Raw genomic sequence first — 26,307 nt, 5'->3', positions numbered from 1 at the left:
TGCATTCGTTTTTTCGAGTGAATGACACTAAAGTAAACAATACCCCCCTATTTACATTCTCTTGGACGAAATTTATTTCATGGATGTTTCATGATTAATAGAGCTTGTCGTTAAACCTAACAAAAATAGCATTTTATTTTAACTTTATCCGTCAACGGGTTACATTCTTCCCATCTTGGCAACAAATTCGTCGAAGAAGATATCCCGGTAGTTGTTTCCGATGGCTATTTCGTATTTGTCGATATAGATATCATTATTATCGAATGAGGCAATCTGCCGGGTATTGACAATATAGGAGCGATTTACCCGCAGGAATATTTTAGGGAGCAGTTCATGGATTGCTTTCATACTGGTCTTGGTGATGATACGCTGGTCGGGAAGCTGGATAATGACATAATCTTTAAGCCCTTCGATAAAAAGTATATCTTTGAAATTCACTTTGAAGAAGCGGCGTTCAGACTTGACGAACATGAATTCGCTTTCTACATTTTCAATGTTTTCCTTTTCTCCGGTCAGCAGAAGGGCATGGTAAGCCATTGCCTTTTCAACTGCTTTCTGAAATCTTTCGGGAATGATCGGTTTGACCAGATAGTCGACGGCATCCACTTCATAACTGTCGATGGCATATTCGGCATAGGCCGTTGTAAATATGACCAAAGTGCTTTTCGGGATGGTACGGGCAAATTCCAGTCCGGTAACCTTTGGCATGCGGATATCCAGAAAGATCAGGTCGACAGGGTGCTCATGGATAAACTTTGCTGCTGAGGCGGCATTGTTGAAAGAGCCGGCCAGCGTCAGTTGTCCGGTCTCATTTATCAGCATCTCCACTGCTTCACGGGCCAGAGGTTCGTCGTCTACGATTATGCAATTCATAGTTCCAATTGTAAATTAACGGTGTAACTTTGTTTCAATTCAATGATTTCCAGCGAGTGACGGCCGGGATATAATAATTCCAGGCGTCTTTTGATATTCTTTAGCCCCAGGCCGCCGATACGTGGCTCTTTTACTTCCTCTTCCGGGAGCGGTATGGAGTTTTCGCACCGGAATAGCAACCGGTTGTCCTGTACGATGAAAGAAAGATGTACGAACGAAGCATTCTCGCTGTCCGTATTATGCTTTACTGCATTTTCAACGAAAGGGATAAACAGGAGCGGAGGAAGCCATACCTTATTTATATCACCTTCTTTCGATATGATATAGTTGAAATTATCCCGGCGTATCTTTTCCAGATTCAGGAAATCATTCATAAAATGAATATCCGAACTGAGCTGTATCTTTTCCTGCGAACTGTCGTTAAGCTGGTAACGCAGCAGGTCTTCCAGCTTGAATAAAACTTCTGCCGCTTCGTTGCGTCCTTTTTTAATCAATACGTAGACATTGTTCAGCATATTGAAAAGGAAATGCGGATTGATCTGGCTTTTCAGGAATTTCAGTTCCGATTGCAGGGTGGCGGCTTCCAGTTCGTCTATGCGCTGGTTGTTACTGATCCAGTGTTTAAAAAGGACGAGGGCGGATGAGGCGGCAACCAGTAATCCGCAGGAGACTGTCGAAGAAATGATATTCAGCCACATCACCGAAGGGCTGGGCGGAATGCTTTCGAACCGGGTATCTTCGAAAAGGGTTTGAAGTGTCCCGAGTATGATGATACATAACAGAATCAGGGCCGTTGAACTGAGCAGGTAACGGAGAAACCGGCCTTTGAGCAGGAACCGCGGTACCAGTACATAGGCATTGACGTAGATAAGCATGTCGATCATCAGAAAATAACCGATCCAGGAGCGGATTCTAGGCGGGGTGATAATCAGTTCATCCGGTGTATCCCAGAACACATTGATCGTAATAAAAAAGACGATCAGTTGCAGCAGGAGATGCCTGTAAACCCTTTTCTGAGGACTCAGCAGAAAGTCGGGTACTATATGGTCTGTCTTAGTTGCCATGTGTATTCATTTTTAATGTAATGGTACTTGTACCTGTCGTCTTTTCCTGCGTGAGGGATAAAGAATAATTCTCCGGATAAAGAAGTTCGAGGCGGGTCTTTAAGCTGTCCAGTTCTTTCATGTCCGGTTCTGTCGGATCGTCGAATCGGCAGGTGATATGTATCTCTTCTCCTTCCCGGTCGGCTTGCAACAGGATGGAAGGGCGTTTTTCCTGTTTCACCGTCCTTTTCAAGGCATACTGGATGATCGGGACAAGCAGCAGGGGAGGAATCAGGACGCCTGTCAATGCTTTGTCGGAAACGATCTGATAGTCGAAAGTGTCCGAATAAAACTTTTCCAGAGCCAGGTAATGAGTCAGGAAGTTGATCTCTGAATTAAGCAAAACTTTATCACGTGCCCCGTCATACAGTTGATAGCGGAGTAGCTGGCTTAGCCGGAGCACCATATCGGCAGCCTTTTGCGGTTCGCTTTTGGATAGTACCCCTGTGCGGTTCAGCGTGTTGAACAACAGGGAGGGATTCACCTGCTCTTTCAGGTTATCCACTTCCGATTGTATCTGTTTTCTTTCCAGTTGGTTTACACGCTGGTTTTCTGTCATCCAGTGTTTTAACAGGACAGTCATGGATATACCGGTAATACAGATCATGTTCAGCATATAATCCGATAAACTATCCAGGATGCTTACCATATTAAGGTAAGAACCTCTGACGGGAGGAATACCGGATGAGGTGAATATCCAGTATTCCTGTACATATCGTAGTAAGATGAGCAATAAGACGGACACGGAAGAGCAAAGGATATAGACCAGATACTTTTTCTTTAGCAGCAACCTGGGAACCAACAGATAAAGATGCAGATAACCTACAATGAAATAGGAGATCAGGGTACATACCCCGGCCAGGTAGACCTGATTTCCCAGTTGCTCTAGTCTGGCCCCAAAGGTATAGACGTTCTGGTTGAGCGATACAACTGTTACAGCCGCGAGCAACAATATATGACGGGCTATCCTGTATCTGGGTTCAATCAGGAACTGGTATAAGAAAGTTTGTTTGTTCATTTTGTTGTCGACCATACAGCGGCTTACTCTTTAGACTGTCCGAAATTACTATTTTATTTGGTATCTGTTTGCATACCGGTTAGAATTCTAGTTTGTAACTGATATTGCTGATAGGAATGCTGTTCCCGTTCCGTTCCATCACACCGCTTTTCAGATTGTAGTGATAACCGTAATATTCTTCCGTCCCTGTCACATTCAAAGCCTTGATGGCGAACTCGTGTGCTACTTTCTTTCTGTTTATTTTGTAGCTGACTGTAAAGTTTGCGATAAACATGACCGGATACTGTTCGGAATAAGCCCGTGTTTCGTCATATTGTGCTTCTTTGTCGGGATGTGCCAGGCTTGCTGCATGGTCGAGGGGAGAATAACGCTCTCCTCCTTGCAGGGTGAATTTGGCGTTGGCACTTAATATGTTCTGTCTTTTGGAACCTACCATCCATTCTTTGCCGATCAACGTGTTGAGGATAAACCGGCGGTTAAACCGTGTGTTGTGCCAGACGCCGTCTCCTCCTTTGTATTTCGAATCGAAAACAGAGGCTGTAACCAGGTAATAGAATCCGCGGCTCAGATATTGTTCCAGCGTGATGTCTACCCCGATATTACGTCCTTTCCCTTTGTTTACGAGAGCCTCTTCCACATAAAACTCTCTCCGGTTCAATACGGAATAAGAGCTGTCTGCAATAACCGGAACGTCGTACAGGAATTGTGCATAAGGTTCGACTTTAAGAAGCAGATTGTCGGATAATTTATAGCCGAATGTCAGCATCAGATGGTGAGCCTTGGTAAAGTCGAGGTCTTTGTTTACGGATTCTTTTCCGGTGCTTTTGGAATTGACAAAGTAGACATCCATCTTTTCCATCCGGCTGTGCAAGCCATATGCCAGGGCAAACGAAGACTTAGTGGTCGGCGCCCATTTAATTCCCAACCGGGGTTCGAGAGTCCAACTGTTATTAAGCGTCAGAACCTGGCTGTTCAAGCCGGCATTTACCGAAAGCCGGTCTGTGATACCGAAAGAGGAACTGGTGTAGGCTGAGATCAGGTCGGTCTGTCCTTTTCCTTTTGAGAGGGTGTTTAGCGGGGCCGTTTCAAAAGGAGCCAGGTTAAGCCGCATATTATAGAACAAACGGGTATAGGTGAAACCTGTCTGGTTGGTATGGCGTGCACTGAATTTTCGGTTGTAGGAAGATGTTAGGATCAGGTTCGTCGTGTTGTTCTTCTGATAGGTGAACGGAGTGACGGTGTGATCGGCTGCATGGGCATCTTCTGTCGCATTCATACCGGAATAGGTGGCTGCTAAAGTTGTTTTCAACATCGCATTGTTCGGAAAGAAGTACCGGTGGCTTATCCCTCCGGCAGCCATATATTGTTTGGCTGTCGACTGGAAATTATCCCGAGTATGTTCCCATTCCAGCGGATCGTCTTCAAAATCATTTTCGTATTTGTCGATCAGGCTGGTTCCCCACACGGCAAAAGTACCGGCTTTACGTGTCGGAATGTTGAATTTGAAATTCAGGTCCTGGTAATTAAGCGTACCGCCCATGTCGAGGCCGGGATAAATGCTGTTGAGAAGTCCGGTAGTAGAATAGCGGTAGTTGAAGATATAGGAAGCCTGGTGATTCTTGCTTAGAGGACCCTCCGATGCGACATCTATCCCCAATATACCAACCTGAAAGGTATTTTCCATTTTCCGGTTGTTCCCGTTACGCAGTTTCATGTCGAATACGCCGGAAACGGCATTCCCGTATTCGGAGGGAAAGGCACCCGTGAAGAAGTCGGAATTACCCAGAACCTGGCTGCTGAGTGATGATAAGATACCGCCGCCCAGTATGGATATATCGGCAAAATGGTTCGGATTCGGTATTTCCACATCTTCCATTTTCCATTGCAGCAGGTGCGGGGCATTCCCGTGGATGGATATTCCGTTGCTGGACAGGTTGGCTGCTACTCCGGCAAACGAACTCACCAGGCGGGCAGGGTCATCCAGTCCTCCGGCATAGCGGCTGGCTTCTTCCACACTAAGCATCCGGGCACCGGTAGCCGCCATTTTGTTGAGAGGCTGTTCCTTGTTAATCTGTGGGCGGACAACGACTTCGCTTAATTCGTTGACGTTTTCTTTCAGTGAGATGTCCAGATATACTTCCTTCGCGGATGTTACCAGTATTTCGCTGAAGATACCAGGTTCGTATCCAAGAAAAGAAGCCTGTACGTTATGCCGCCCTACCGGAATCTCCGGCAAAACGAATTGTCCGCGTTCATCGGTTGTAGTGCCTGTGCCCGGCATATCTGAAAGCATGATGGTGACGTCAGGCATCGGATGACCGGATGCTTTGTCGATAACTGTTCCGCGGATAGTCTGCGACGGCTGGTTGCCGGTTGTTTTCTGGCTATACGCTTTGCCCTGCGATAACAGGCTGATAAAAAGGAGTAAAAAGAGTATTGTACGATACATATATTAGTTGTCTGATAGGTTTGTTATTTACTATGAAAGGTTGCTTTGTTTATTGTTTTTCTTTTCTTTGATAAGACTCAGCAGGCCGTATATCTGTTCAAAGACGGCATTTTTCCATTTGCTCCCGGTTATCTCTTCCGTGAAAACATCTTCAAACGAGTCTAATACCCTGGCGCAATCCTCCGGGTTGACTCCCGACCTCTCTGCTACTGTTGCAATAACTTCTCTTTTGTTCATCTCTTTTTGTTTTTATGATTATGCCACGAAGGTAGCCTGCAATGGAAAGTGCTTTTTAATTTGTAGACGGAAGTGCTTTTCCAGTATATGGAATCCTTCTTATTGTCGACCAGACAGATTCCCGCCATTCATTGGGTGAGATGGATACCTTAGTAAAGATCTTTTAAGTCTATATATCAAACAGAAAAAAAAATGACAATCATTGATAAATGAAAATGGGAAAAGAATCGGTTCTTGTAGAAATCAAGGTTGGTAGAACGTGGTAGTTGTTAGAACTGTTTGGAAAGTTTTGTGAGAGAAAAGAGGGAATATGGCATTGCAGAAAAGTCTTTTTATTTCTGGCATAAGAAGACTTATTCTGTAACGCCATCTTAATATTAGTATATTTTTATATTGTCAAAATCAATTTGATGAAAACTACTCCCTAGACCAATCATACCCCGAACATAAGTCGTATCGGAAATAGATGCAATTTCTTTCTGATTGATGTAGGCTTTAATCGAATCACCTTTCATTTCCAATTTTAGATTATGCCAGTCTCCCAAGAGGTTGATTATACCTTTGGATAAAACTTTTTCAGCTGCATTTAAACTCCATAAACCGGAAGATTCTAGTTTTAAAATATATGCTTCAGGGAGTTTATGTGAACGATGTGTTTCTGTCAGTCTTCCGCTCAATGACGCATAGCTATACGGTTCGACAAAACAGACATCAGTACTGACTGTATAATCTTGCCAATATTGATTCCCTACAACAGTTTGATTAATGACTGCTCCTTCCCACTCTATGCCGGGACGAGTAATAATTTGTCGTAAAGCATGTCCTTTGTTATCTGTGCGATTTACAACTTCGAATGCACCTCCCTGATCACATATATAAGGCGCACTTTTTCCGGTAGGAATTGTTTCAAAGTCTTCAGAATAAGGAAAAGGAAACGAATTAATAATGGGAATGTCAGATGTGCCTTTTTGTTGTCCACTGGTTGTTGTCAATGAATAAACGGCTCCTTTTTCAACATGGAGAGTGACCGTGTTATTTTTGATTACCAGATTTTTCTGTCTTATAAAAGATTCTTTCTTCATGACAGATCTCCATACAGATAAGGAATTAGCATTGAGACCTTTGGGTAATTTAAAAGTAATACTGGTTGTTGTTTTTAAATCGATAGCTTCAACAATAATACTGAAATCATTAACGGATAATGGGGATACTAATGTGACATAACTAATAGTGCTATCCTGCAAAAGGCCACATCCTGTGCCATTTACATAATGCCATCCGGGTTGTGCAAATTGTGTCGTATGAGCAACAGCCCAAAGAGCAGGTTCCACTTCGTAATAACCGGACCAAGGACTATCTGCTTTCATTAAACCTGAATTAGGTAATGCTAGATTTTCATAATAGCTGGTAATCAAACTCCAAGTGATAGTTTTTGTTATTCCTCCTATGATATAATCACGGTTGTATAATTTGCTTAAAGCGGCAAAACCTTCCCAGTTCCCTTTCCATGGACCGCCTTCGTTATTCCATAGCGGTTTGCCTGTTTTTCGGGCTGCCGGTGTACTTTTGTAATCAAAGTTTGTTTCTATATAATGGTCGCCGATGACATCAACAGCATTCATTAACTCCTGATCGACTAGCATTTCATCTGCGATAGTCCATTGAGCTCCGCAACATTGATCTGAGCCGATTAGTTTGACATTTTCTAGGTTATTTTGGATGAGTGCCTGTTTTAGCTTTTTTACAAAGTCGATATTATGCATTCTTTCATTCCAGATTCCTGTATAATCGATAGTTAATCCATGATATTTTTTAGCACCTTTGATAAAAGATAAGATATAATCGATGTTGTCGTCAGAATAATATTTCCCATCTCCGATCCATCCGGGAGCTCCCCAACATAAACAATCTAAATAAATGGACTGGTTCCTGCCTTTAGCTTCTTTCATTAACCACCATTCATATCCGCGATTATAATATGCTGTTTGAGGATTTAATAATTCTTGTCGGGTCCTTGCATGACTTGGTTCCGTCCCGCTTGTGGAGTTTATGTCACCACCTATTTCAACTTTCAGATGTTGAAGTGATGCCCCAAAATAAGGTTTAAACAGATAGTCGAGGATAATTTTCTTTTGCTCTTCCGGATAATCTTTTAGCAGTCGTGTAGAAGCTCCGGCACTTAATGCACCTATTCCTTCGAATATTTTCCCTTTGTTATGCAGATCCAATTCAACGTTGTAATGTATTGGATCAGCTTTTTTTTGAGCATGAACGAGAAAATGTCCGAATAATAGATAGCCGATTATTACAATATACTTGATCATATTTATATTATTTATTTACGTAAAAGATATACTTCTATTTGGGCACCATTCAGTCCCGCAGGAATGTGAATCTTCGTTTGTACCAATAATTCAGACGGAATACCGGTGAGATTGAATACAATCCTGTTAGAGAATCCTTGATTTGAATGTAAATACTGGTTTGATTCGACACCGGAAAAATACAAGTCTACTTTTTCTATAATGAGCCTGTCTTTTTCTTTAATGTTATCCTCCCATTTGCCGGTATTAGCCCAATCGTATGAAAAAATGGCATCTTGAATGTTTCCCCCTTTGATTACATAGGCTAGTTCATATTGTTCCGCTGCTGTGCAATAGGAGGTTAAGTCTATCTTTTCGTCAAAAAGGTAGGCATTGTTATTTGTTATATCCCAGGAACCAACATGGCGTAAATTCCAGTTGTCTTTTACTTTAGGAATTTCCACAGGCGGTGTTCCAGTGTTATAAACAGCCATTTTTCTTATAAGAGGTTCTCCGACAGACTCGTTTATTACTATTCGAATCGTTTCGTAAAATTGACGAGGATAAGCTTGTACGATTAGTTTATGTCCTATTGCGGAACCTTGGAAAATAGTCTTCCAGTCGGAACCTTGTTTACCTTCCAATGTGAATTTTCTTATACGTTCTCCTTGGGAGATATCTTCCATTAATAGGATGTGATCTATCTGTTTGGAAGAATGAAGGTTTAAAACAAGTTCTTTTCCTTTGCCTTGAGTTTCTTTTATCGGAGTGCCGAAGCGTTTTCTGATTTCCTCTCCGAATTCAGCGAAACGTTTTGTTTCGGCAGGAGCAATAAGACCTGTTGTATCAGGACATGCGTTTATCAGAAAAACACATCCTCGCCCTACTGAACTGTAGTAAATTCTCATCAGTTCTTCTACTGTCAGTAAATTCTTTTCATTCCAGGTTTTCCAAAACCAGGTAGGACGGCGTATACTTACATCGACTTCGATCGGAAGCCAGACATTTCCATTAGGGTTACTGTGGGATGCTGTTGAATTTCCTGATCTGGCATCTGCCTCTTTGATTCCGTTCCATGCCGGATAGGGGGCAAAGCCTGTTTCATTTCCAACCCAACGGATGGTTGCTGCCGTACTTTGCAGTATTACGGCTTTAGTCGCATATTTGTTTATCAGGTCTTCTATATTGAAGACCAGTGAGCCGTCGACCCATAATTCATATATATCGCCATAGTTTGTTAACAATTCTGTTAGCTGTTTACGATAGATTTGTTCATAGTTTTTTTGCTTAACCGGATCAGCTATTTTTCCTCCCATGCCAGCTCCTAAATAACGGTCTTCCGGACTCAGATAAATACCTAGCTTTAGGCCTCGTTTTTTACACGAGGCCGCTAATTCTGCCAGAACATCTCCTTTTCCCTGTTTCCAAGGAATTTCTTTTACACCATAATCTGTTGTTTTTGTTTGCCACCAAACGAATCCGCCTGTATGTTTTGCACAAAATATGATCATTTTTGCACCATAGGAAACTGCAACGTCTGCCCATTGATCAGTGTTTAATTGTGTCGGATTAATTTGGGATAACGGAGTTGAAAGGTCGTCATACTCCTGATCTTGCCAGGTTGCTGGTCCAAAATGTATGAACATTGTCAGTTCCATATCATGCCATGCTAATTGTACAGGGCTTGGTTTAGGTAACTGCTCCGGACTTATTTGTGCATAAGCATGAGAGATAAATATGAATAGGAACAAAATAGTATATTTGATTTTCATCTTATCATTTTTATTTTAGTTATTCTTTATCTGTATTTTACCATCCGGGATTATTGGGTGCCAGGTTGGGGGTTAGGTGTAATTGTATCAGCGGTACTGAATATAAGTAGTGTTTGTTTGTGATAAACTGCCGGTCGCCAGCCGGTTCCACGATTAGAAAACCGTTTTCATCCACTAATCCGGGATTCCCGGAGTTCAATACACCTAATGATTCGTACTCTGTCCCTTTGTATTTAATTCCTTTGATGGCCTGCTTTAACTCTGTTTCAGCCGTTTTCCATCTCCTGAGGTCATCTCTTCTGAATCCTTCGAATGCTAGTTCTACAGTTCTTTCGCGGCGTATTTCAGTAAGCATGTCTAACTGATGGTCGGAAACAAACTTATTGGTCAATGGCGGCATTTTAACTCCGGACCGATTTCGAATAACATTGATTGTTTTATCCAGAATTTCGTCGGAAACAGCTCCGTCTTTCTCAAATGTAGCTTCTGCCAGTATCAATAATACTTCTGCATAACGAATTACGTGGTAATCATACTCTGCTTGTGTATCCTGTCCTTTTTCTTCTCCGATAAATTTCCATAATTTGTACCCGGTTCTTGTTTCCGGCCTGTCTGAAAATTTTGGAGGGCAGGCGGTAGATGATTTCCCCTGTTCAAAATCAGAATAGATCGTTCCCGGTATCAAAAAAGTTTGTATCATGCGTGGATCACGGTTCTCAAATTCGCTGCCGATAGTTTCATATCCTTTGAACTCAGTCGACATGTTTACCGGAAGACCGTCTTTACATAAATACATATCAGCCATTTTTCGGGTAGGAGTTCCGCACCACCCCCAGGCAAATTGACTGGAGGCATTATGAGTACGAATATTCTTGTAGTATCTGTTGGAGAGTATGTCTTCTGCAGAATCGTCGCCTGCTTCTATAAACAGATAGCGATAGCTATCGTTCCCTTTTCCTTCAAACAAAGAATATTGTTGGCTGTCGATCACATTATTAGCTGTCGATATGGCTTGTTCAAGCAATTGAGATACGTCGTTTCTATGGTTGTGATATTTGGCCCAGGTACCGGTGAACAATGCGACTCTGGCTTTTAGGGCCAGGGCTGCTCCACTGGTAATCCGCCCTTTGTCCGTATCTGTCAGTTCATTTTGTTTAGGGAGGAATGAGGATATGTCCTGAAGTTCTTTCAATATGAAATCTTCCACCTCTTTCCGGTCGTTTCTGTGCCCCATGAGTTCTTTTGAGTCAACATCTAATACGGTAGTAATCAATGGTACATCTCCGAAACGTTTTACAAGTTTCCAGTATTGATAGGCACGGAAAAAACGAGCTTCCGCCTCATATACCTGGATCTCATTTTTATCACCTTGATAAGACGCATATTTTTCAATTATGATATTAGAATTGCGTATATGTTTATAGGCATCATCCCATTCTGGATCGTTGTCGGGGGCAATCCATGATCCGTTACTTTCTCCGTTAGAACTCAAAGCATAGGCTATATCACTATTGTAGTCGAGTGTGTAACTTGTACTGTATCCTTCCAAAGCAACACTATATAAATAGTTTGAAGCTGTTTTAAAATCGTTCTGACTTTTCCAGTATAAAGGATCAGATAGATTCTCTTTGGGTAACTGATTTATATCTTGGCAACTGAGTAAAAAGTTGCAGAGTAAAAAATATATAATAAGCTTTTTCATCGTTTTTTCCATTTTAAAATATAATATTCGTACCAAAAGAAAACATACGGGTAAAAGGATAACTGCCATAATATCCCGTGTTTTCAGGATCGTATCCTCCGGGGACATTATGGATCTCAAATAAATCCTCTCCACTGATATAGAACCTAACTTTTTCAAGATGAACTTTCTTGAGCAAATTTTGAGGCAAAGAATATCCTAGTTGCATATTCTTCATACGCATGTAAGCCGCATTGAACCTGGTATTATCGGACGTAGCATAATTATATCCGGCACGGGTTTGGTCCACTGTGATTGCAGGGTATTGGGCGCTTGTACGTTCTTCCGTCCATGTTTTTCCATACCAGTATTCCAACGGATCGAACCACCATTGATAGAATGGACGGCTCGCTTCTGCTTCCAGAAAGAGGGTTCTCTTTCCGACTCCTTGCAGGAAAAATGAAAAGTCAAAGCCTTTGTAATTACAGCTGACGTTTAATCCGAAATTGTAACGAGGGTTCATATCGCCCAGATATTTTGCATCGCCATCATTACCATCGTCACCGAATAAAGACAATTTACCATCCTTGTTTAAATCTTTGTATTTTGCATCGCCTACTCGTAAATTCCCCGGAACGCCGCCTTTAGCGAATTGGGCTTTATATGCTTCCAGTTCTTGCTCATTTTGAATGATTCCATCAAATTCGTATCCGAAATAAGAATTTAGCGGATATCCTTTACGGGTTTTATTTAATCCGAGTGTGTAAGCGTCGGAACCACCTTTCTCAACTACTAAATTTCGGGCGTCGCTAATGCTGGCCTTAATGGAGTAACCAAAGTCACCCAGCTTGTCTTGCCAACCTAACGTGAGTTCCCATCCTTTGATTTCAAGCCGTCCGTTGTTTGTCATAGGAGCATCAGCTCCCAGTATGCTGGGATAGGTGACTGGTATCAACATATTATTGTTGATCTTCTTGAAAAAGTCGGCAGATGCAGTCAGTCTGTTATTCAGGAATCCGAGATCAGCTCCGATATCGTAAGTGGCGACAGTTTCCCAAGAGCGGGTCAGAGAAACCATGCTGTTCACATACGACAAAGAAGCACGGTTTCCTTTGCCGAACGGATAATAGGAATTACTTATACTGATGAGCGGAATATAGTCGTAAAGTCCGATACCGGATTGATTTCCCATTTCTCCATATGAACCACGGATTTTTAGATTGTCGAATATGTTCAAATCTTTTATGAATTTTTCTTCGTTGAGGCGCCAGGCAACAGACACTCCGGGGAAATATCCCCACCTGTAATCCGGATGAAAACGCGAGCTGGCATCCGCTCTGAAATTAGCTTCTACGATGTATTTATCCATGAGCACATAGTTCAAGCGGGCAAAATAAGAGTTGATAGTCCAGGCTTCTCCTCCGCTGGTAGCATATTGGTTCTCAGGACTTCCCAGATTTAAGGAAGGTACTTCCTGTTGTGAAAAATCTTGACGGGCCGCTTCAAACCAATCATAATTAGACGATTCGTTGGCTCCTCCAATCATGATTCCTAAATCGTGTATCTCGTTGAATCTCCGTTTGAAGTCAGCTAAAACAGTGAAGTTTTTGTATAAAGTCTTTTCATATCGGCGGCTGGCGTAATTGGGATTACCATATATCCAGGTAATATTATTATCCCAGTCATAGGTGTCGACGACTTTATAGAACGCATTTTCATCTTTGTCGTTTTTCCGGATAATAGCCTGTCCAGTAATATTTAATCCTTCTAAGACTTTCCAGGTTAATTTTGAGTTGAATGTGAAATTGGTTCTTGTATTGTTTTTATCGCCTAATTCTTCCAAGGACTGTGCCGGATTGTGATAATATTGGAATGTGTAATAATTCCCTTCTGGATTATATAAAGGTGCCCATACACGTCCCCAAAAAGATAATCCTTCCCATATATTACGAATAATCCCGTCACGGCCGTCAATAGCGGCAGAATAAGAACGGTCGGATGTTTCGTAAGCGAGATTCAGATCCAGATTCAGATTTTTCAGCAGATCGATATCTGTTTTTGCTCTTACATAATAGCGATTGTCCTTGTCTTTCCCGAATTTAGGTAAACCCTGTTCCTGTTGGTATCCTAAAGAAAGTAAGTAGCTGTATTTCTCTCCGCCACCGGCCATGTTAATATTATAGTATTGTTGTCCTCCGTTGCCTATAATCTCTTTTTTCTTATCTACATATTGATAGAATTTGGGATACATGCCCCAGATGCCGTTAGGTACAATTTCCGGACTGTTTGCTGCAATTTTGGGTAAATCTTCGGCTGTATATTCAGAAGTCCACGAGCCATCGGTTATTTCCAATCCCATTTCTGCGTATTGGTATAAATTGACAGTTTCTTTCATCAAAGCCGGTTTTTTCAGTGCATAATAGGCATCCACAGAAACTTTTAATGGTTGGTTTCTTTTTCCGCTTTTAGTTGTTACTAATATGACGCCGTCAGCAGCTCTTGCTCCGTAAATTGCTGCATTTCCGTCTTTTAGTACAGAAATGTTTTCTATATCGGAAGGATTTATATCCGAAAGTGTACCTTCGGCACCATCGATCAAAATAAGAGGTTCTCCTCCGTTGATAGATGAGATATCGCGGATGCGGATATTGGTATCTCCTCCGGGAGTACCGCTGTTGCGGGTGATTGTAACGCCTGGAATTTCTCCTTGTAAAGCGGCGGCTGCATTTTGTATTGGTCGTGATTCGAATATTTTAGAATCGACGGATGATATAGCTCCTGATACGTTGACTCGTTTTATTGAACCGTATCCAACGACAACGACTTCTTCCAGCTGTTCACTGTCTTCTTTCAACCGGATATTTAGTGTGGATGCATTGTTTATCGGTATATCTTGAGAAATATAGCCAATGTATGAAACAGTGAGGACGTTTCGACCTTGAACTGTCAGTGAAAAAGTACCGTTTATGTCAGTTACTGTCCCATTGGTAGTCCCTTTTTCAACAACATTTGCTCCGATGATCGGATCTCCTTTTTCGTCAGTAACTATTCCTGTCAATTCCCTGTTTTTATGGCCGGGTTGTTTCTTTTTTATGGCAATAGTGTTTCCTGTGCGAATGAATTCAAGATTTCTGGGAGGGAGAAGCCAGTTGAGTAATGTTTCCACATTCGGAAATTCTTTGACGAATGTGATATCTTTCGGAGATTCAATATCTTCGTCTATGTATGAGAACCTGACTGTTGTTTTAGCCTCTATGTCCGTTAGAACTTCTTTCAGTGAAGCATTTTTTGCGGATAGGGATACTTTGCTTCCCTGAGCAAAAATAGTCGTCGGGAATAATAAAAAAACAGCTGTGATAAGTAGATACGTATATCGTAAAATAGTATCTTTATGCACTGTTTTCGATTCGTTTTTTTGTAATATCATAGAATTAATTATAACTAAAGGTTGATACTTAGTGCCTTACGGCTTATAAATGACTCGTTTGGGGTGTTAACCTTTCGGCCGGGGAATCTGTTACATTCTCCGGCTTCTTTTTCTTTCACGATGTATCCATAGTTTTTTCTTTTTAAAGGTTACTACTTAAATTTTATGTATATATCATCTCCTTTCTTTTGATAGGTGAATGCGTAATGTTGCTGTAGATTCCTTAATACCAGATTTACATCTTCTTCATGGTAGTTACCTGTAAATAATTTTTCAGGATAATTTCCTTCTATATGGAAATGAATACCATAAAATGTAGCGATCTGTTCAAAGATTTCTTTGATATGCCCGGAACGGAAGATCAAGTCCCCTTTGCGCCAGGCCGTTTCCAGCCGTAAATCTGTATTTGATGTATTGAAATTTCCAGTTTGACTGTTGTATCTGAGTTTCTGATTCGGTGATAGAATGACGGGTTTATTCGGCGATTTATGCATTGTTACCTGTACTTGTCCGGATATCAGTGTCGTTTCAAACCATCTTTTGTTCGAATAAGCATACACATTAAAGGTGGTGCCAAGAACTTTTACACTTGCAGTGGAGGTTTGGACGATAAAAGGAACCGACTCGTTATGTTTTACTTCGAAATAAGCTTCCCCTTCCAGATAAACTGCTCTTTGCTTATTATCAAACAACGCGGGATATGATAAAATGGTTCCGGCATTCAAAAAAACTTTTGTCCCATCCGGTAAAATTACAGAAGCACGTTCTCCATTTTTCGTACTGATTTTATGTTCTTGAGTATTTAGTGTTAATATACTATTGTTTTCATTGTAAAAATAATAAGTGGATACGATTAGAATCAGCAGGCAAGCCGCTACGGCACTTCGTTGAATATAATTAATCAGACTGATTTTCTTGACTGGGTTAATGGTCGTTTTCAGATTTTTTGAAATCTCATCAAATGCTTCCCGATTATGATGACCAGAAGGTTGAAAACTTTCCCATAGCGGATATAAATTGTTGGTAAAGGTGCTTTCATCCATTTCCCCAATCAATATTTTCAGGCGTATGATTTCTTCAGACGAGAGTTGGTCGTCTAGATATTTACGAAATAGTTGTTTTATCTCTTTTTGATCCATCTGTTACAATATTGTTTTATAAGAGATACAACCCAGAGATAAAAATCTAATCAGTGAATAGATATGTTTTATAGCATAAATGCAAAAAGAAATCAAGAAAAGAAAATCAGTAATAATGTATAGAAAGGCATCATTTCTGTTCGTAGTAATGCTAATGCCTGTGAAAGGTAATTGTAGACCACTTGTTCGGATATATTTAGTTTCTGAGCAACTTCATTTGCAGATAATCCTTGTTCTTTGCATAATTCGAAGACTTCTAATTGGCGGGGAGAAAGTTTTTTCTTGGCGAAGGATAGGCTATGGTTGAATGCCTCAAAGTCGAATGATTCATCTGGCTGTCTTGTTGTAAACCGTTCGTCTTCATTGTAGTTGAGATAGTTTTCAAAAAGAGGAGTACTGAATTGTTTTTTCACTAAATTGAAAAAATGATTTTGGGCTAGTTTGTAGAGCCAAGCTTTGAAAGAAAGCGAATGGTCTATTTTGTCGCGATATATCCAGACTTTTATAAAAGTCTCTTGGACTAGTTCGCGTGCGGAATCATGTGAATGAGTTAACTGAAAAGTGAATCCATACAACAAGTCGAAATACTTCTCATAGATACAATTAAATGCTTTATATGAGCCTTTCTGTAGTTGTTTGATAAGTTCAATATCTTGCTCCATCGGTACCTATTGAATATCTTTGGTTTTTTAGTTTTTCATGTATGATTTTGTACAAAGATACGCTATAATTTGACAATTACAAGTTTGTGTTTTTAAGTTCAGATGAATATTCTAACATTTCAGCAGCGAAAAAATACGTTTCGGCAAAATAAAGTAAGTTTGTATTACGTCTATATAATATGTTTGTACTGAAATGAATGATTGGAGGATTAAAATAGTAGAGAGAAATGGCAAACACATTACTGTTGGGGTTGTTAGCTTCGTTTACGTGTGCCGACTATAGGTCGGTACAGGCAGAGAGTAAACCAGTCGTGGAAGACGAAAAAGTGATTCCGGAGATTTTGGATAAGTCTCTATTTGAAGAGGCAGGACTGGTTATTAATAGATGATCGGATGGATTTTAAAAACATTCGTTGTGTGTATTGAATTAATTCTGTTACTTAAAATTTAAAGACGTATGAAGAAGTTGTTTTTATTTGCTTTGGCTGTTACGGCTTTATTCTCTTCTTGCGAAAAAGATCCCGATCTGAATAAGCTCGACAGCGATTATGCTGTTTATACGAATTATGATAACAGCATTCAGTTTAACAAATTCAGTTCTTATTATCTTCCTGACAGTATTCTGGTCGCCGGTGGCGGTATGAAAGCCCAATACTGGAAAGACGAGAATGCTCAAAAGATCATCAGCGAGGTGGTTGCCGAGATGGACGACCGGGGATATATCCGTATGGATGATAAAGAAAAAGCCGATATCGGCTTGCAGCTATCCTATGCACAGCAGACTACGCAGATCATAACTCCGGGTTACGGTTACGGCTATGGTTGGTGGGGGGCCGGTTTCTGGGGACCGTTCTGGAATGACTGGTATTATCCTTATCCGGTTTCCTATAGTTATGACACCGGGACGTTTGTTGCGGAAATGGTTGACCTGACAGCTAAATCTGCCGATCAGAACAAGAAAGTCGATCTGCCGGTTATCTGGCATGCTTATGCTTCGGGGTTGGTCTATAACAATTCGCGTATCGACATGCAGCTGACGCTTCGTGCTGTGGAACAGGCCTTTAAACAATCTCCTTACCTTAATATACTGTATACTGATAAATAATAAATCCGGAAGATTATGAAAACGATAAGATACATTTTTAAGAAACAATTCATATTGTTGATGATACTGTCCGTTTTCTGTTTGAAAGGACAGGCACAGGTGGAAGATAACCTTCATTTTAATGTGGACTGGCAGATAAACGCACCTATCAGTACTGATTTTGCAGATAAGATCAGTGGCTGGGGTATGAATTTCGAAGCCGGTTATTATGTGACTCCGCGCTGGTCGTTGGGAGCATTCCTGAGTTTCCATACCAATCATAAATATGTGGACCGCCAGACATTGCAATTGTCGCCGACCCAATCGCTGACTACCGACCAGCAATTGTCGGCTTTCCAGCTCCCTTTCGGTCTTTCCACTTCCTACCGTCTCGGACATAATGATTATCTGAAGCCGTATGTCGGAGTGAAATTGGGAGCGATGTATGCGGAGAACTCCAGTTACATGACGACTGTCCGTTATTATTCAAATCCCTGGGGCTTCTATGTCTCTCCGGAGGTCGGAGTGAATATTTATCCCGTACCGGATAAGCGTTTTGGCTTCCATGTGGCTCTGTATTACAGCTATGCCACCAACCAGACAGATTTGCTGACCTACTCGATGAACGGGCAGAACGATCTGGGTTTTCGTGTCGGTTTATGCTTCTAATCAATCCAACAAATAATGCAAAACAAATACAACCATTTTTTCAACTTTTTCCTGTTCTCGGGATTAGCCTGTTTCTCACATTTGTTTCTGGTGCTTTATTCGGACCTTTCACCGCAGCATCAGAACGTGTTGATTTCTTTCTGGGCTTTCCTGTTGGTTGTATTTGTTTTTAATGTGATCGGGTTCAGTATTATCCTTATCAGTGAATGGCAGCGGAAAAGCTATCAGGTCCTGATGAAAAGGAATAATCAGTTACTGATCAATTGCCTGTTGATGGCGGGACTTTTGTTTTTGATAAACTATCTGCTGTCTTCTGTCGTAAAAGTATTATTGGAGATACCTTCGCCGTTTGTGTTGAAGGGAGCCGGCTTCCGGATGATGTTTGTGGTATGGCTGGTTGAGATGGTGATTGTTTGTCTTACGATGGTGGCTAACTTCTACAGGCAGTTGATCGTTCTCCATGAAAAAGCGAATAAGCTGGAAGAGAGTGCGATAAAGTCACAGTATATCGCTTTGCAGAATCAGTTGAATCCCCATTTTCTTTTTAATAACCTGAATACGCTGATTTCGGAAATAGAATATAATCCAAAGAATGCAGTTGTGTTCACCCAGCGTCTGTCGGACGTTTACCGTTATATTCTGCAAAGCCAGCAGGAGGGGCAGGTCACTTTGCGTTCGGAACTGACTTTCCTGAAATCTTTTATCTTCCTTCATCAAGTGAGGCTGGGGGATTGTATCCATGTGGATAACCGGATCGATCCTTCCTTGCTGGAAAAGAAAATACCGTCTTTCACATTGCAGCTACTGACTGAAAATGTGATTAAACACAATATAATCAATTCGGATAACCCGATGACGATTTATCTGAGTACATCGGATGATAAAAAGAAATTAGTGGTAAGCAATGAAATAAGGCTCAAGCAGAATGTTGTCAAGTCGGGTACCGGACTGAAGAATTTATCTACCCGTTGTAAACTGGTTAGCGATCAGGATATATCGATAGAGAATGATTCTAAATGTTTTACCGTTAAAATCCCATTATTAAATGAATAAGATAAAAGCAGCCATCATAGAAGATGAAATCCCGGCGGCACGTTTGCTGAACAAAATGTTGACGGAGTTGCGCCCTGAATGGGAGATCCTGGTTTTGCCGGGCAATGTGGAAGGTGCCGTAAAGTGGTATCAGGATAATCCCCATCCCGATATCCTCTTTCTGGATATCCAACTGACCGATGGCGTTTCCTTTTCTTTTATCGAACAGGCGAATCCGGAGAGCATGATCGTATTTACTACGGCTTACGACGAATATGCGATCCGTGCTTTTAAAGCGAACAGTATCGATTACCTGTTGAAACCGATCGATAAGGAACGGCTGGGCGAAGCTTTGGAGAAATATGAAAAGCTTACTTCCAAATTCTATAAAGAGTTTAATAAGCAAGGAGATATCCTGGAGATACTTCAGAATATAACCAATCCGGCAAAGAAATACAGAACCCGTTTCCTTATTTCGGGGGAGGACAAACTATTTACGTTGCAGGTGGATGATATTGCTTATTTCTATTCTGAAAATAAAATAACCTTTGCCGTAACTAATCAGAATAAAGAACATATAATAGACTTGTCTCTGGATAAGTTGTGCGAGCAGCTGGACCCGGATCGCTTCTTCCGGACAAACCGGCAAACGATAGTTAGTGTACAGGCTATCCAAAAAATAGAATCTTATTTCCTGGGAAAAGTTGTCGTGAAAGTTATTCCTCCTTTTAAAGATAAGATTATTGTCAGCCGTGAAAAGATCAGTGCTTTCAAGCTGTGGCTGAACTATTGAATTAAAAAAGCGCATAAATGAATATAGATTTGTCAAAAAGCAAACCTGTAAGTGTCGTTTTATTCATTTATTTGTGTCGTTATATGCTTTTAATTCAATATAAAAAAGGATACCATGGATTTTAGAGTTGTTATATCAGTACTTGTAAGTGTGTGGATGTTTTCTGTAAATAGCATTACGGCGAAAGAGGCAACAAGTAATAAAAAGGAAAAATCTCCGCGAATAATCAATATAGTCAATTTTATCCGCCAGACAGACTATCGTCTGGAAAACTCGGATGCGCTGATGTTTGAAACGGTGGAGAAACAAATCGACCTGGTTAATCAGTATAACTTTCCGGCAACTTTTCTGTTTCAGTATGATGCCCTGATCAATCCGGAGTATCAGAAATTGATGAAAACCAAGCTTAATCCTACATGTGAACTTGGTGCATGGTGGGAAATTACCCAGCCTCATGTGGAAGCGGCCGGATTGAAATGGCGCGGAGAACATTCATGGGTATCGACAGCCAATATCGCTTTTACTCCGGGATATACTTTGGAAGAAAGGGAAAAACTGGTGGATGTCTATATGGCGAAATTTAAGGAGATTTATGGTAAATATCCTAAGTCTGTAGGATCCTGGTATGTTGATTCACATACGTTGGAGTATATGTATAAAAAATATGGTATTGTCGCTTCCTGTAACTGCAAGGATCAGGTTGGTACTGATGGCTATACATTGTGGGGAGGGTATTGGAACCAAGCCTATTATCCCAGTAAGCTGAATGCATATATGCCGGCCCAGACAGACGAATACCAGATCCCGGTGCCTGTATTCCGTATGTTAGGCAGCGATCCGATGTACCAATATGATGCTGGGATAGGCTCTAACCATCAGGGTGTTATAACACTTGAACCCGTATATACCGAAGGGGGAAAAAGTAAAAAGTGGGTGGACTATTTCCTTAAAACGATTGTTGATGAACCCTGTCTGGCATTCAATTATGCACAGGCCGGTCAGGAAAACTCATTTACCTGGTCGGGAATGGTAGAAGGTCTGATCATGCAATTCCCTCTATTCGACTCATTGAGTAAAGCCGGAAAGATTCGGGTAGAGACACTGGAAGAATCCGGTCGCTGGTTTAAGGAACAATTCCCAAAAACTCCGGCTACTGCGATAACTACTTTAGCTGATGTCCGTAATGAAGGAAACAAGTCTGTTTGGTATAACAGCCGTTTCTACCGTTCTAATTTGTATTGGGAAAAAGATGGTTTCTGTTTCCGGGATATTCATTTGTTTGATGAAAAAATGAAGTCCGAATATCTGGATACTCCGGGTACGGGCGGACAATTTTTCTATTATACATTACCGGTTATCGACAGATTCTACTGGAGTACGCCGGACGATAAGATTGGACTTCGGGTTGTGAAGCTGGATAAGAATGGAAAAGGGACGGAACTTGTTTTGGCCGATCCCGTAGTCAGCGAACCATCAAAGAGTGTTTTAAATGTCGAGTCTAAAGATAAGAACGGGAATAATTTTATTTTCACGTTTAACGAGGACAAGATCGATATTTCATGTAATGCAGCAGAAAGTGGTTTGGATTGGGCACTTGAGTTGAGGGTTCCGCAGGACAGACTTGACCGCCTGCCATTTAAAGACTTTGAAAAATCGTCTGTAAAGTCTGAGTTCAGAGGATTCAATTATAATGTAGCATGTGAAAAAGGTAGTATAGTCAAAGGCAATAATACGGATTATGTGTTGAGATTTGTACCGTCTGGTAACAAGTTGGTCATTGATTGCACAACCGGTCAATGAAAATAAAACTTTTTTAATCGGACGGTTGCAGGGCCCGGTTTCACGCTCTGTTGAGAAAAGAAGCCGGGCTCTTGTTTTTTGAGGGAAAGAGACATTATAAGTATAATTAAATCTAAGTTTATCATGAGAACAATAACATCTTTATTTATTCTTTGGGCATTTCTTGTCATCTGCAACCCTGTTGCTGCTCAGGTTACCGAAAAAGAGTTTAATCTTGACTTATGGGAGAACGGACTTCCGAATACCAATGGTATAGACCGTACTCCTTTCGATGATAATATTCAGAACTATAAACCTTCGTTGCGCATTTTTCTGCCTCCAAAAGAAATAGCTACCGGACGCGCTATAATAGCTTGCCCGGGAGGTGCTTATGGCGGACTGGCTTATAATCACGAAGGTTATGACTGGGCTCCTTTTTTTAACAAGTTAGGGATTGCCTATGTTGTTTTGAAATATCGGATGCCGAGAGGAAATAGAGAGGTTCCCTTCTCTGATGCGGAAGAGGCGATACGGCTGGTAAAAGAGAAGGCGAAAGAATGGAATATTAATCCGGCTGATATAGGGATCATGGGGTCTTCGGCCGGTGGACATCTGGCTTCCACTATGGCAACACATGTAAAATCAAGTGTGCGACCGGCTTTTCAGGTGCTGTTTTATCCTGTGATCACAATGGACAAATCATTTACACATCTCGGCTCTCATGATAATCTATTGGGAAAGGATGCTTCCCAAGAACTGGAAGATCTGTATTCCAATGAAAAGCAGGTAACTAAAGAAACCCCGAGAGCTTACATCGCTTTTTCGGACGACGATGATGCAGTTCCTACTAAAAACGGTGCACTTTACTATCTGGCATTAAAGGAAAATAAGGTACCGGCTTCTTTCTTTATCTATCCTTCCGGAGGACATGGATGGGGCAGCAGAAAAGATTTCAAATACAATAAGGAGATGTTACAAGATTTGGAAGCCTGGCTTTTGAGTTTTTAAAAAACAGGTATCATTTAGATACTATCAAATATATTACATCAAAAATCATTTTTATAACCAATATTTTTCTTAGAATATAGAGCTTTGGAACGGCTAATGTTTTGACTAAGATAATTTATATAAATGATTTTACTATAAAATAACAAGCGGATGAAAAAGCTTATATTGTTTATTACTGTTACTACTTTCTTTAGTTATTCCGGGGTTAGCGGGCAGTCTGTTCGTTTGACCGGCTTACAGAGTGATCACCTTGAAACCCCGATAGGTGTCGATAATCCGACTCCTCGTCTTTCATGGAGGATGGATGACAGTAGGCAAGGAGCGAAACAGACTTCATATCGTGTGTTGGTGGATAAAGACTCGATGAAAGTTGTTAACGGGAAAGCTGATATATGGGATACCGGAAAAATAAACACCGGAGATATGTTGATCACTTATGCGGGTAAACAACTCGAACCTTTTACTAAATATTACTGGAAGGTGATAGGCGGCGATCTGGAATATAAAGAAGTATTTTCGCCTGTCAGTTCCTTTGAAACTGGAATGATGGACATCAAGAACTGGCAAGGATCCTGGATTGGTGACGGGCAAGATATCAATTATGAACCGGCTCCTTATTTCCGGAAAAAATTCACGACAGGCAAAAAAATAAAATCGGCACGTGCCTATATCGCTGTCGGCGGATTATATGAATTATATATCAATGGTGAAAAGATCGGTAACCACCGTCTGGATCCGTTGTATACCCGTTTCGACAGACGTAACCTGTATGTCACTTATGATGTTACCGGACAACTCCGGAATGGTGACAATGCCATAGGAGTCTTGCTTGGAAACGGATGGTATAACCATCAATCGAAAGCAGTGTGGGATTTTGACCGTGCTCCCTGGCGGAACAGGCCGGCTTTCTGCCTGGATCTTCGTATCACTTACAGTGACGGCAGTGTAGAGACCATCCCGACGGACCTTAGCTGGAAAACATCTTCAGGAGCATTGGTATTCAATAGTATTTATACCGGTGAACATTATGATGCCCGGCTCGAACAGAAAGGCTGGAATACTCCGGACTTCGATGATTCCAAGTGGAGAGGCGTCGGACTTAGAGGCGTTCCTTCTCAAAATGTCGTGGCACAGCAGGTCCGTCCGATCCGTAATGTGCTGACTATTCCGGCCAAGTCGGTCAATAAGATAAATGACAAGACATATGTTTTTGATTTCGGTCAGAATATGGCAGGTGTAACCAATATCAAGGTATCGGGCGAAGAAGGTACCGAAGTCAGAATTATGCATGGAGAACGGCTTTTTGATAACGGACGCATTGACATGTCCAATATTGATGTGTATTACAGAGGGGATAAGGAAAAAGATCCTTTCCAGACCGATATTTTAATTCTTAGCGGTGGCGAGGATGAGTTTATGGCAAAGTTTAATTATAAAGGTTTCCGTTATGTGGAAGTAACCAGTGACAAACCGATTGAATTAAACCAGAACAGCCTGACCGCTTTCTTTATGCACAGCGATGTGCCTGCTTCCGGAGAGATCAGGACATCGAGTGAGCTGGTAAATAAATTGTGGTGGGCTACCAATAATGCTTATCTGTCGAATTTGATGGGATACCCGACCGATTGTCCGCAACGCGAAAAGAACGGATGGACGGGTGACGGTCATTTTGCGATAGAAACAGCTTTGTATAATTTCGATGGGATTACCGTATATGAAAAATGGCTGGCCGACCACCGGGATGAGCAACAACCCAACGGGGTACTTCCCGATATTATACCTACCGGAGGCTGGGGGTATGGTACGGATAACGGACTGGACTGGACGAGTACAATAGCTATTATCCCCTGGAACCTGTATATGTTTTATGGAGATAGCAAGCCTTTGGCTGATTGTTATGAGAATATCAAGCGTTATGTCAATTATGTGGATCGTATGAGTCCGAATCATCTGACATCCTGGGGACGTGGAGACTGGGTTCCGGTTAAGTCCCGTTCCAATAAAGAGTTTACATCATCCGTTTATTTTTATGTAGACACTAAAATATTGGCGACTGCTGCCAAGCTGTTTAACAAGCAGGATGATTATACATATTATACGGCATTAGCCGAAAAGATCAAAGAAGCTGTCAATAATAAATATCTGAATAAGGAGACCGGAATATATGCCGGTGGTTCCCAGACGGAATTAAGTGTTCCTCTGCAATGGAAGATCGTACCGGAAGATATGATCGCTAAAGTTGCAAAGAATCTGGCGAAGAAAGTGGAAGAAGCCGGATTCCATCTGGATGTCGGTGTATTGGGGGCAAAAGCAATCCTGAATGCATTGAGTGAAAACGGATATCCGGAGACAGCTTATAGGGTAGCTGCACAGGACACCTATCCGTCATGGGGCTGGTGGATCGTCAATGGGGCTACGACTTTATTGGAAAACTGGGATTTGAAGGCTGAACGTGATATTTCGGATAATCATATGATGTTCGGAGAGATAGGCGGATGGTTCTATAAAGGTCTGGGAGGTATTTTTCCCGATCCTGAACAGCCTGGTTTCAAACATATTATATTGCGTCCGAATTTTGTAAAGGAATTGAAGCATTTCGAAGCAAAACATGATTCTCCTTACGGACAGATCATCTCCAAATGGGAGTGGAACAGAAAGAAGATCAATTATGAAGTGGTTGTTCCGGCAAACAGTACGGCTACGCTTTATTTACCTGACTATGTCAAAGGAGATAAAGTGATCAAACTGGAGGCTGGCAAACACAATCTTAATTTCTTTATTTTATAGGGGGCAGCAAAAAGTTTGTCATCGCTGATTATTAATGCGTTATAGCAAATATGGCTTACAACCGGGGTAAAAAAGTACCTACTTTTGACCTTGAGTTTGTCACGATTAACATTTGAAAACATTCTCGAAAAGCTATTAGCGAACGCAGATGATACCGACTTTCATACAATCTATTCGGCTGAATGATATAGCGGTGTATCATCAGGATGATATCGGAATGCCATCCCGGTCATGATAGAACGTCACCGGGATGGTATTTTGCAAAAGCAATAGCTTTCGGGTTTAGAAGCTATTGTTTTTATCTTTAGAATAAGTTGTTTTCGGACTTAGTTATAAACGATTCCGGTAGGAAATACTATATAAAAAAAGAGATACCCCACTGAAGTATCTCTTTTCCGCTCTTCCTCTTGGACTTGAACCAAGGACCCTCTGATTAACAGTCAGATGCTCTAACCAACTGAGCTAAGGAAGAAAATATGTCTTTCAGTCTT

At 41.3% G+C, this 26,307-nt stretch carries 18 protein-coding genes, 1 tRNA gene and 1 pseudogene; 8 read left to right on the top strand and 12 right to left on the bottom strand.

Annotated features, from left to right (window positions below; translation table 11 throughout):
- Positions 1 to 159: 159 nt before the first annotated feature.
- From HMPREF1535_RS04425 to HMPREF1535_RS04375, 11 genes are all read right to left on the bottom strand, one after another.
- Positions 160 to 873, bottom strand: a complete 714-nt coding sequence (locus tag HMPREF1535_RS04425; protein ID WP_046145405.1) for a LytR/AlgR family response regulator transcription factor — start codon at positions 871 to 873, stop codon at positions 160 to 162.
- Complete coding sequence (locus tag HMPREF1535_RS04420; RefSeq protein WP_046145404.1) at positions 870 to 1,937, bottom strand: sensor histidine kinase; 1,068 nt, start codon at positions 1,935 to 1,937, stop codon at positions 870 to 872. The genes HMPREF1535_RS04425 and HMPREF1535_RS04420 overlap by 4 nt, the downstream gene beginning before the upstream one ends.
- Positions 1,927 to 3,009: a sensor histidine kinase gene (locus HMPREF1535_RS04415; RefSeq protein ID WP_046145403.1), complete on the bottom strand. Its 1,083-nt coding sequence runs from the start codon at positions 3,007 to 3,009 to the stop codon at positions 1,927 to 1,929. Before HMPREF1535_RS04415 ends, HMPREF1535_RS04420 begins: the two co-directional genes overlap by 11 nt.
- Before the next feature lie 64 nt (positions 3,010 to 3,073).
- On the bottom strand, positions 3,074 to 5,443 hold the full coding sequence (locus HMPREF1535_RS04410; protein WP_046145402.1) for a TonB-dependent receptor: 2,370 nt from the start codon (positions 5,441 to 5,443) through the stop codon (positions 3,074 to 3,076).
- A 30-nt stretch (positions 5,444 to 5,473) separates the two neighbouring features.
- Entirely contained in the window at positions 5,474 to 5,680 is a 207-nt protein-coding gene (locus tag HMPREF1535_RS04405; protein ID WP_046145401.1) for an HU family DNA-binding protein, read from the bottom strand.
- A gap of 377 nt (positions 5,681 to 6,057) precedes the next feature.
- The gene (locus HMPREF1535_RS04400; RefSeq protein ID WP_046145400.1) at positions 6,058 to 8,004 is read right to left on the bottom strand and encodes a glycoside hydrolase family 30 protein; all 1,947 of its coding nucleotides are present in this window, start codon (positions 8,002 to 8,004) and stop codon (positions 6,058 to 6,060) included.
- A gap of 11 nt (positions 8,005 to 8,015) precedes the next feature.
- Positions 8,016 to 9,755: an alpha-L-fucosidase gene (locus HMPREF1535_RS04395; RefSeq protein ID WP_052716650.1), complete on the bottom strand. Its 1,740-nt coding sequence runs from the start codon at positions 9,753 to 9,755 to the stop codon at positions 8,016 to 8,018.
- 37 nt (positions 9,756 to 9,792) lie between these two features.
- Entirely contained in the window at positions 9,793 to 11,457 is a 1,665-nt protein-coding gene (locus tag HMPREF1535_RS04390) for a RagB/SusD family nutrient uptake outer membrane protein (RefSeq protein ID WP_046145399.1), read from the bottom strand.
- Positions 11,458 to 11,470: 13 nt separating this feature from the next.
- On the bottom strand, positions 11,471 to 14,863 hold the full coding sequence (locus HMPREF1535_RS04385; RefSeq protein ID WP_052716649.1) for a SusC/RagA family TonB-linked outer membrane protein: 3,393 nt from the start codon (positions 14,861 to 14,863) through the stop codon (positions 11,471 to 11,473).
- Positions 14,864 to 15,015: 152 nt separating this feature from the next.
- Complete coding sequence (locus HMPREF1535_RS04380) at positions 15,016 to 16,002, bottom strand: FecR family protein (RefSeq protein ID WP_052716648.1); 987 nt, start codon at positions 16,000 to 16,002, stop codon at positions 15,016 to 15,018.
- 92 nt (positions 16,003 to 16,094) lie between these two features.
- Positions 16,095 to 16,664, bottom strand: a complete 570-nt coding sequence (locus HMPREF1535_RS04375) for an RNA polymerase sigma factor (protein ID WP_046145398.1) — start codon at positions 16,662 to 16,664, stop codon at positions 16,095 to 16,097.
- Positions 16,665 to 16,891: 227 nt separating this feature from the next.
- Between HMPREF1535_RS04375 and HMPREF1535_RS25955 the strand changes: the two genes are divergently transcribed.
- The 8 genes and pseudogenes from HMPREF1535_RS25955 to HMPREF1535_RS04340 all read left to right on the top strand — a co-directional run bounded on the left by HMPREF1535_RS25955 (position 16,892) and on the right by HMPREF1535_RS04340 (position 25,816).
- Positions 16,892 to 17,053, top strand: coding sequence for a hypothetical protein (locus tag HMPREF1535_RS25955; protein WP_167769554.1), 162 nt, complete (start codon positions 16,892 to 16,894; stop codon positions 17,051 to 17,053).
- A gap of 68 nt (positions 17,054 to 17,121) precedes the next feature.
- Positions 17,122 to 17,769, top strand: a complete 648-nt coding sequence (locus HMPREF1535_RS04370) for a DUF4136 domain-containing protein (protein WP_046145397.1) — start codon at positions 17,122 to 17,124, stop codon at positions 17,767 to 17,769.
- Positions 17,770 to 17,784: 15 nt separating this feature from the next.
- A complete protein-coding gene (locus HMPREF1535_RS04365) occupies positions 17,785 to 18,417 on the top strand; it encodes an outer membrane beta-barrel protein (RefSeq protein ID WP_046145396.1) in 633 nt (210 codons plus the stop codon).
- A gap of 15 nt (positions 18,418 to 18,432) precedes the next feature.
- Positions 18,433 to 19,470, top strand: coding sequence for a sensor histidine kinase (locus HMPREF1535_RS04360; protein ID WP_046145395.1), 1,038 nt, complete (start codon positions 18,433 to 18,435; stop codon positions 19,468 to 19,470).
- Positions 19,463 to 20,242: a LytR/AlgR family response regulator transcription factor gene (locus tag HMPREF1535_RS04355; RefSeq protein ID WP_046145394.1), complete on the top strand. Its 780-nt coding sequence runs from the start codon at positions 19,463 to 19,465 to the stop codon at positions 20,240 to 20,242. The genes HMPREF1535_RS04360 and HMPREF1535_RS04355 overlap by 8 nt, the downstream gene beginning before the upstream one ends.
- Before the next feature lie 156 nt (positions 20,243 to 20,398).
- On the top strand, positions 20,399 to 22,042 hold the full coding sequence (locus tag HMPREF1535_RS04350; RefSeq protein ID WP_046146397.1) for a hypothetical protein: 1,644 nt from the start codon (positions 20,399 to 20,401) through the stop codon (positions 22,040 to 22,042).
- 120 nt (positions 22,043 to 22,162) lie between these two features.
- A pseudogene (locus HMPREF1535_RS04345) lies at positions 22,163 to 23,026 on the top strand (alpha/beta hydrolase); the annotation flags it as partial.
- A 153-nt stretch (positions 23,027 to 23,179) separates the two neighbouring features.
- Positions 23,180 to 25,816 (top strand): glycoside hydrolase family 78 protein, encoded by a 2,637-nt coding sequence (locus HMPREF1535_RS04340; protein WP_046145392.1) that lies wholly within the window; start codon positions 23,180 to 23,182, stop codon positions 25,814 to 25,816.
- A 398-nt stretch (positions 25,817 to 26,214) separates the two neighbouring features.
- Here the strand turns inward: HMPREF1535_RS04340 and HMPREF1535_RS04335 are convergent.
- A tRNA-Asn gene (locus tag HMPREF1535_RS04335) sits at positions 26,215 to 26,288 on the bottom strand.
- Between the last annotated feature and the right edge of the window lie 19 nt (positions 26,289 to 26,307).

Source organism: Parabacteroides goldsteinii DSM 19448 = WAL 12034, assembly GCF_000969835.1.
Classification (GTDB): Bacteria; Bacteroidota; Bacteroidia; order Bacteroidales; family Tannerellaceae; genus Parabacteroides; species Parabacteroides goldsteinii.
This window is presented reverse-complemented; position numbering and strand designations above follow the sequence as displayed.

Excerpts from the sequence above, each read along its gene's own strand:
- HMPREF1535_RS04425 (WP_046145405.1), bottom strand. The coding sequence starts at position 873 with ATGAATTGCATAATCGTAGACGACGAACCTCTGGCCCGTGAAGCAGTG.
- HMPREF1535_RS04420 (WP_046145404.1), bottom strand. The coding sequence starts at position 1,937 with ATGGCAACTAAGACAGACCATATAGTACCCGACTTTCTGCTGAGTCCT.
- HMPREF1535_RS04415 (WP_046145403.1), bottom strand. The coding sequence starts at position 3,009 with ATGGTCGACAACAAAATGAACAAACAAACTTTCTTATACCAGTTCCTG.
- HMPREF1535_RS04410 (WP_046145402.1), bottom strand. The coding sequence starts at position 5,443 with ATGTATCGTACAATACTCTTTTTACTCCTTTTTATCAGCCTGTTATCG.
- HMPREF1535_RS04405 (WP_046145401.1), bottom strand. The coding sequence starts at position 5,680 with ATGAACAAAAGAGAAGTTATTGCAACAGTAGCAGAGAGGTCGGGAGTC.
- HMPREF1535_RS04400 (WP_046145400.1), bottom strand. The coding sequence starts at position 8,004 with ATGATCAAGTATATTGTAATAATCGGCTATCTATTATTCGGACATTTT.
- HMPREF1535_RS04395 (WP_052716650.1), bottom strand. The coding sequence starts at position 9,755 with ATGAAAATCAAATATACTATTTTGTTCCTATTCATATTTATCTCTCAT.
- HMPREF1535_RS04390 (WP_046145399.1), bottom strand. The coding sequence starts at position 11,457 with ATGAAAAAGCTTATTATATATTTTTTACTCTGCAACTTTTTACTCAGT.
- HMPREF1535_RS04385 (WP_052716649.1), bottom strand. The coding sequence starts at position 14,863 with ATGATATTACAAAAAAACGAATCGAAAACAGTGCATAAAGATACTATT.
- HMPREF1535_RS04380 (WP_052716648.1), bottom strand. The coding sequence starts at position 16,002 with ATGGATCAAAAAGAGATAAAACAACTATTTCGTAAATATCTAGACGAC.
- HMPREF1535_RS04375 (WP_046145398.1), bottom strand. The coding sequence starts at position 16,664 with ATGGAGCAAGATATTGAACTTATCAAACAACTACAGAAAGGCTCATAT.
- HMPREF1535_RS25955 (WP_167769554.1), top strand. The coding sequence starts at position 16,892 with ATGGCAAACACATTACTGTTGGGGTTGTTAGCTTCGTTTACGTGTGCC.
- HMPREF1535_RS04370 (WP_046145397.1), top strand. The coding sequence starts at position 17,122 with ATGAAGAAGTTGTTTTTATTTGCTTTGGCTGTTACGGCTTTATTCTCT.
- HMPREF1535_RS04365 (WP_046145396.1), top strand. The coding sequence starts at position 17,785 with ATGAAAACGATAAGATACATTTTTAAGAAACAATTCATATTGTTGATG.
- HMPREF1535_RS04360 (WP_046145395.1), top strand. The coding sequence starts at position 18,433 with ATGCAAAACAAATACAACCATTTTTTCAACTTTTTCCTGTTCTCGGGA.
- HMPREF1535_RS04355 (WP_046145394.1), top strand. The coding sequence starts at position 19,463 with ATGAATAAGATAAAAGCAGCCATCATAGAAGATGAAATCCCGGCGGCA.
- HMPREF1535_RS04350 (WP_046146397.1), top strand. The coding sequence starts at position 20,399 with ATGTTTTCTGTAAATAGCATTACGGCGAAAGAGGCAACAAGTAATAAA.
- HMPREF1535_RS04340 (WP_046145392.1), top strand. The coding sequence starts at position 23,180 with ATGAAAAAGCTTATATTGTTTATTACTGTTACTACTTTCTTTAGTTAT.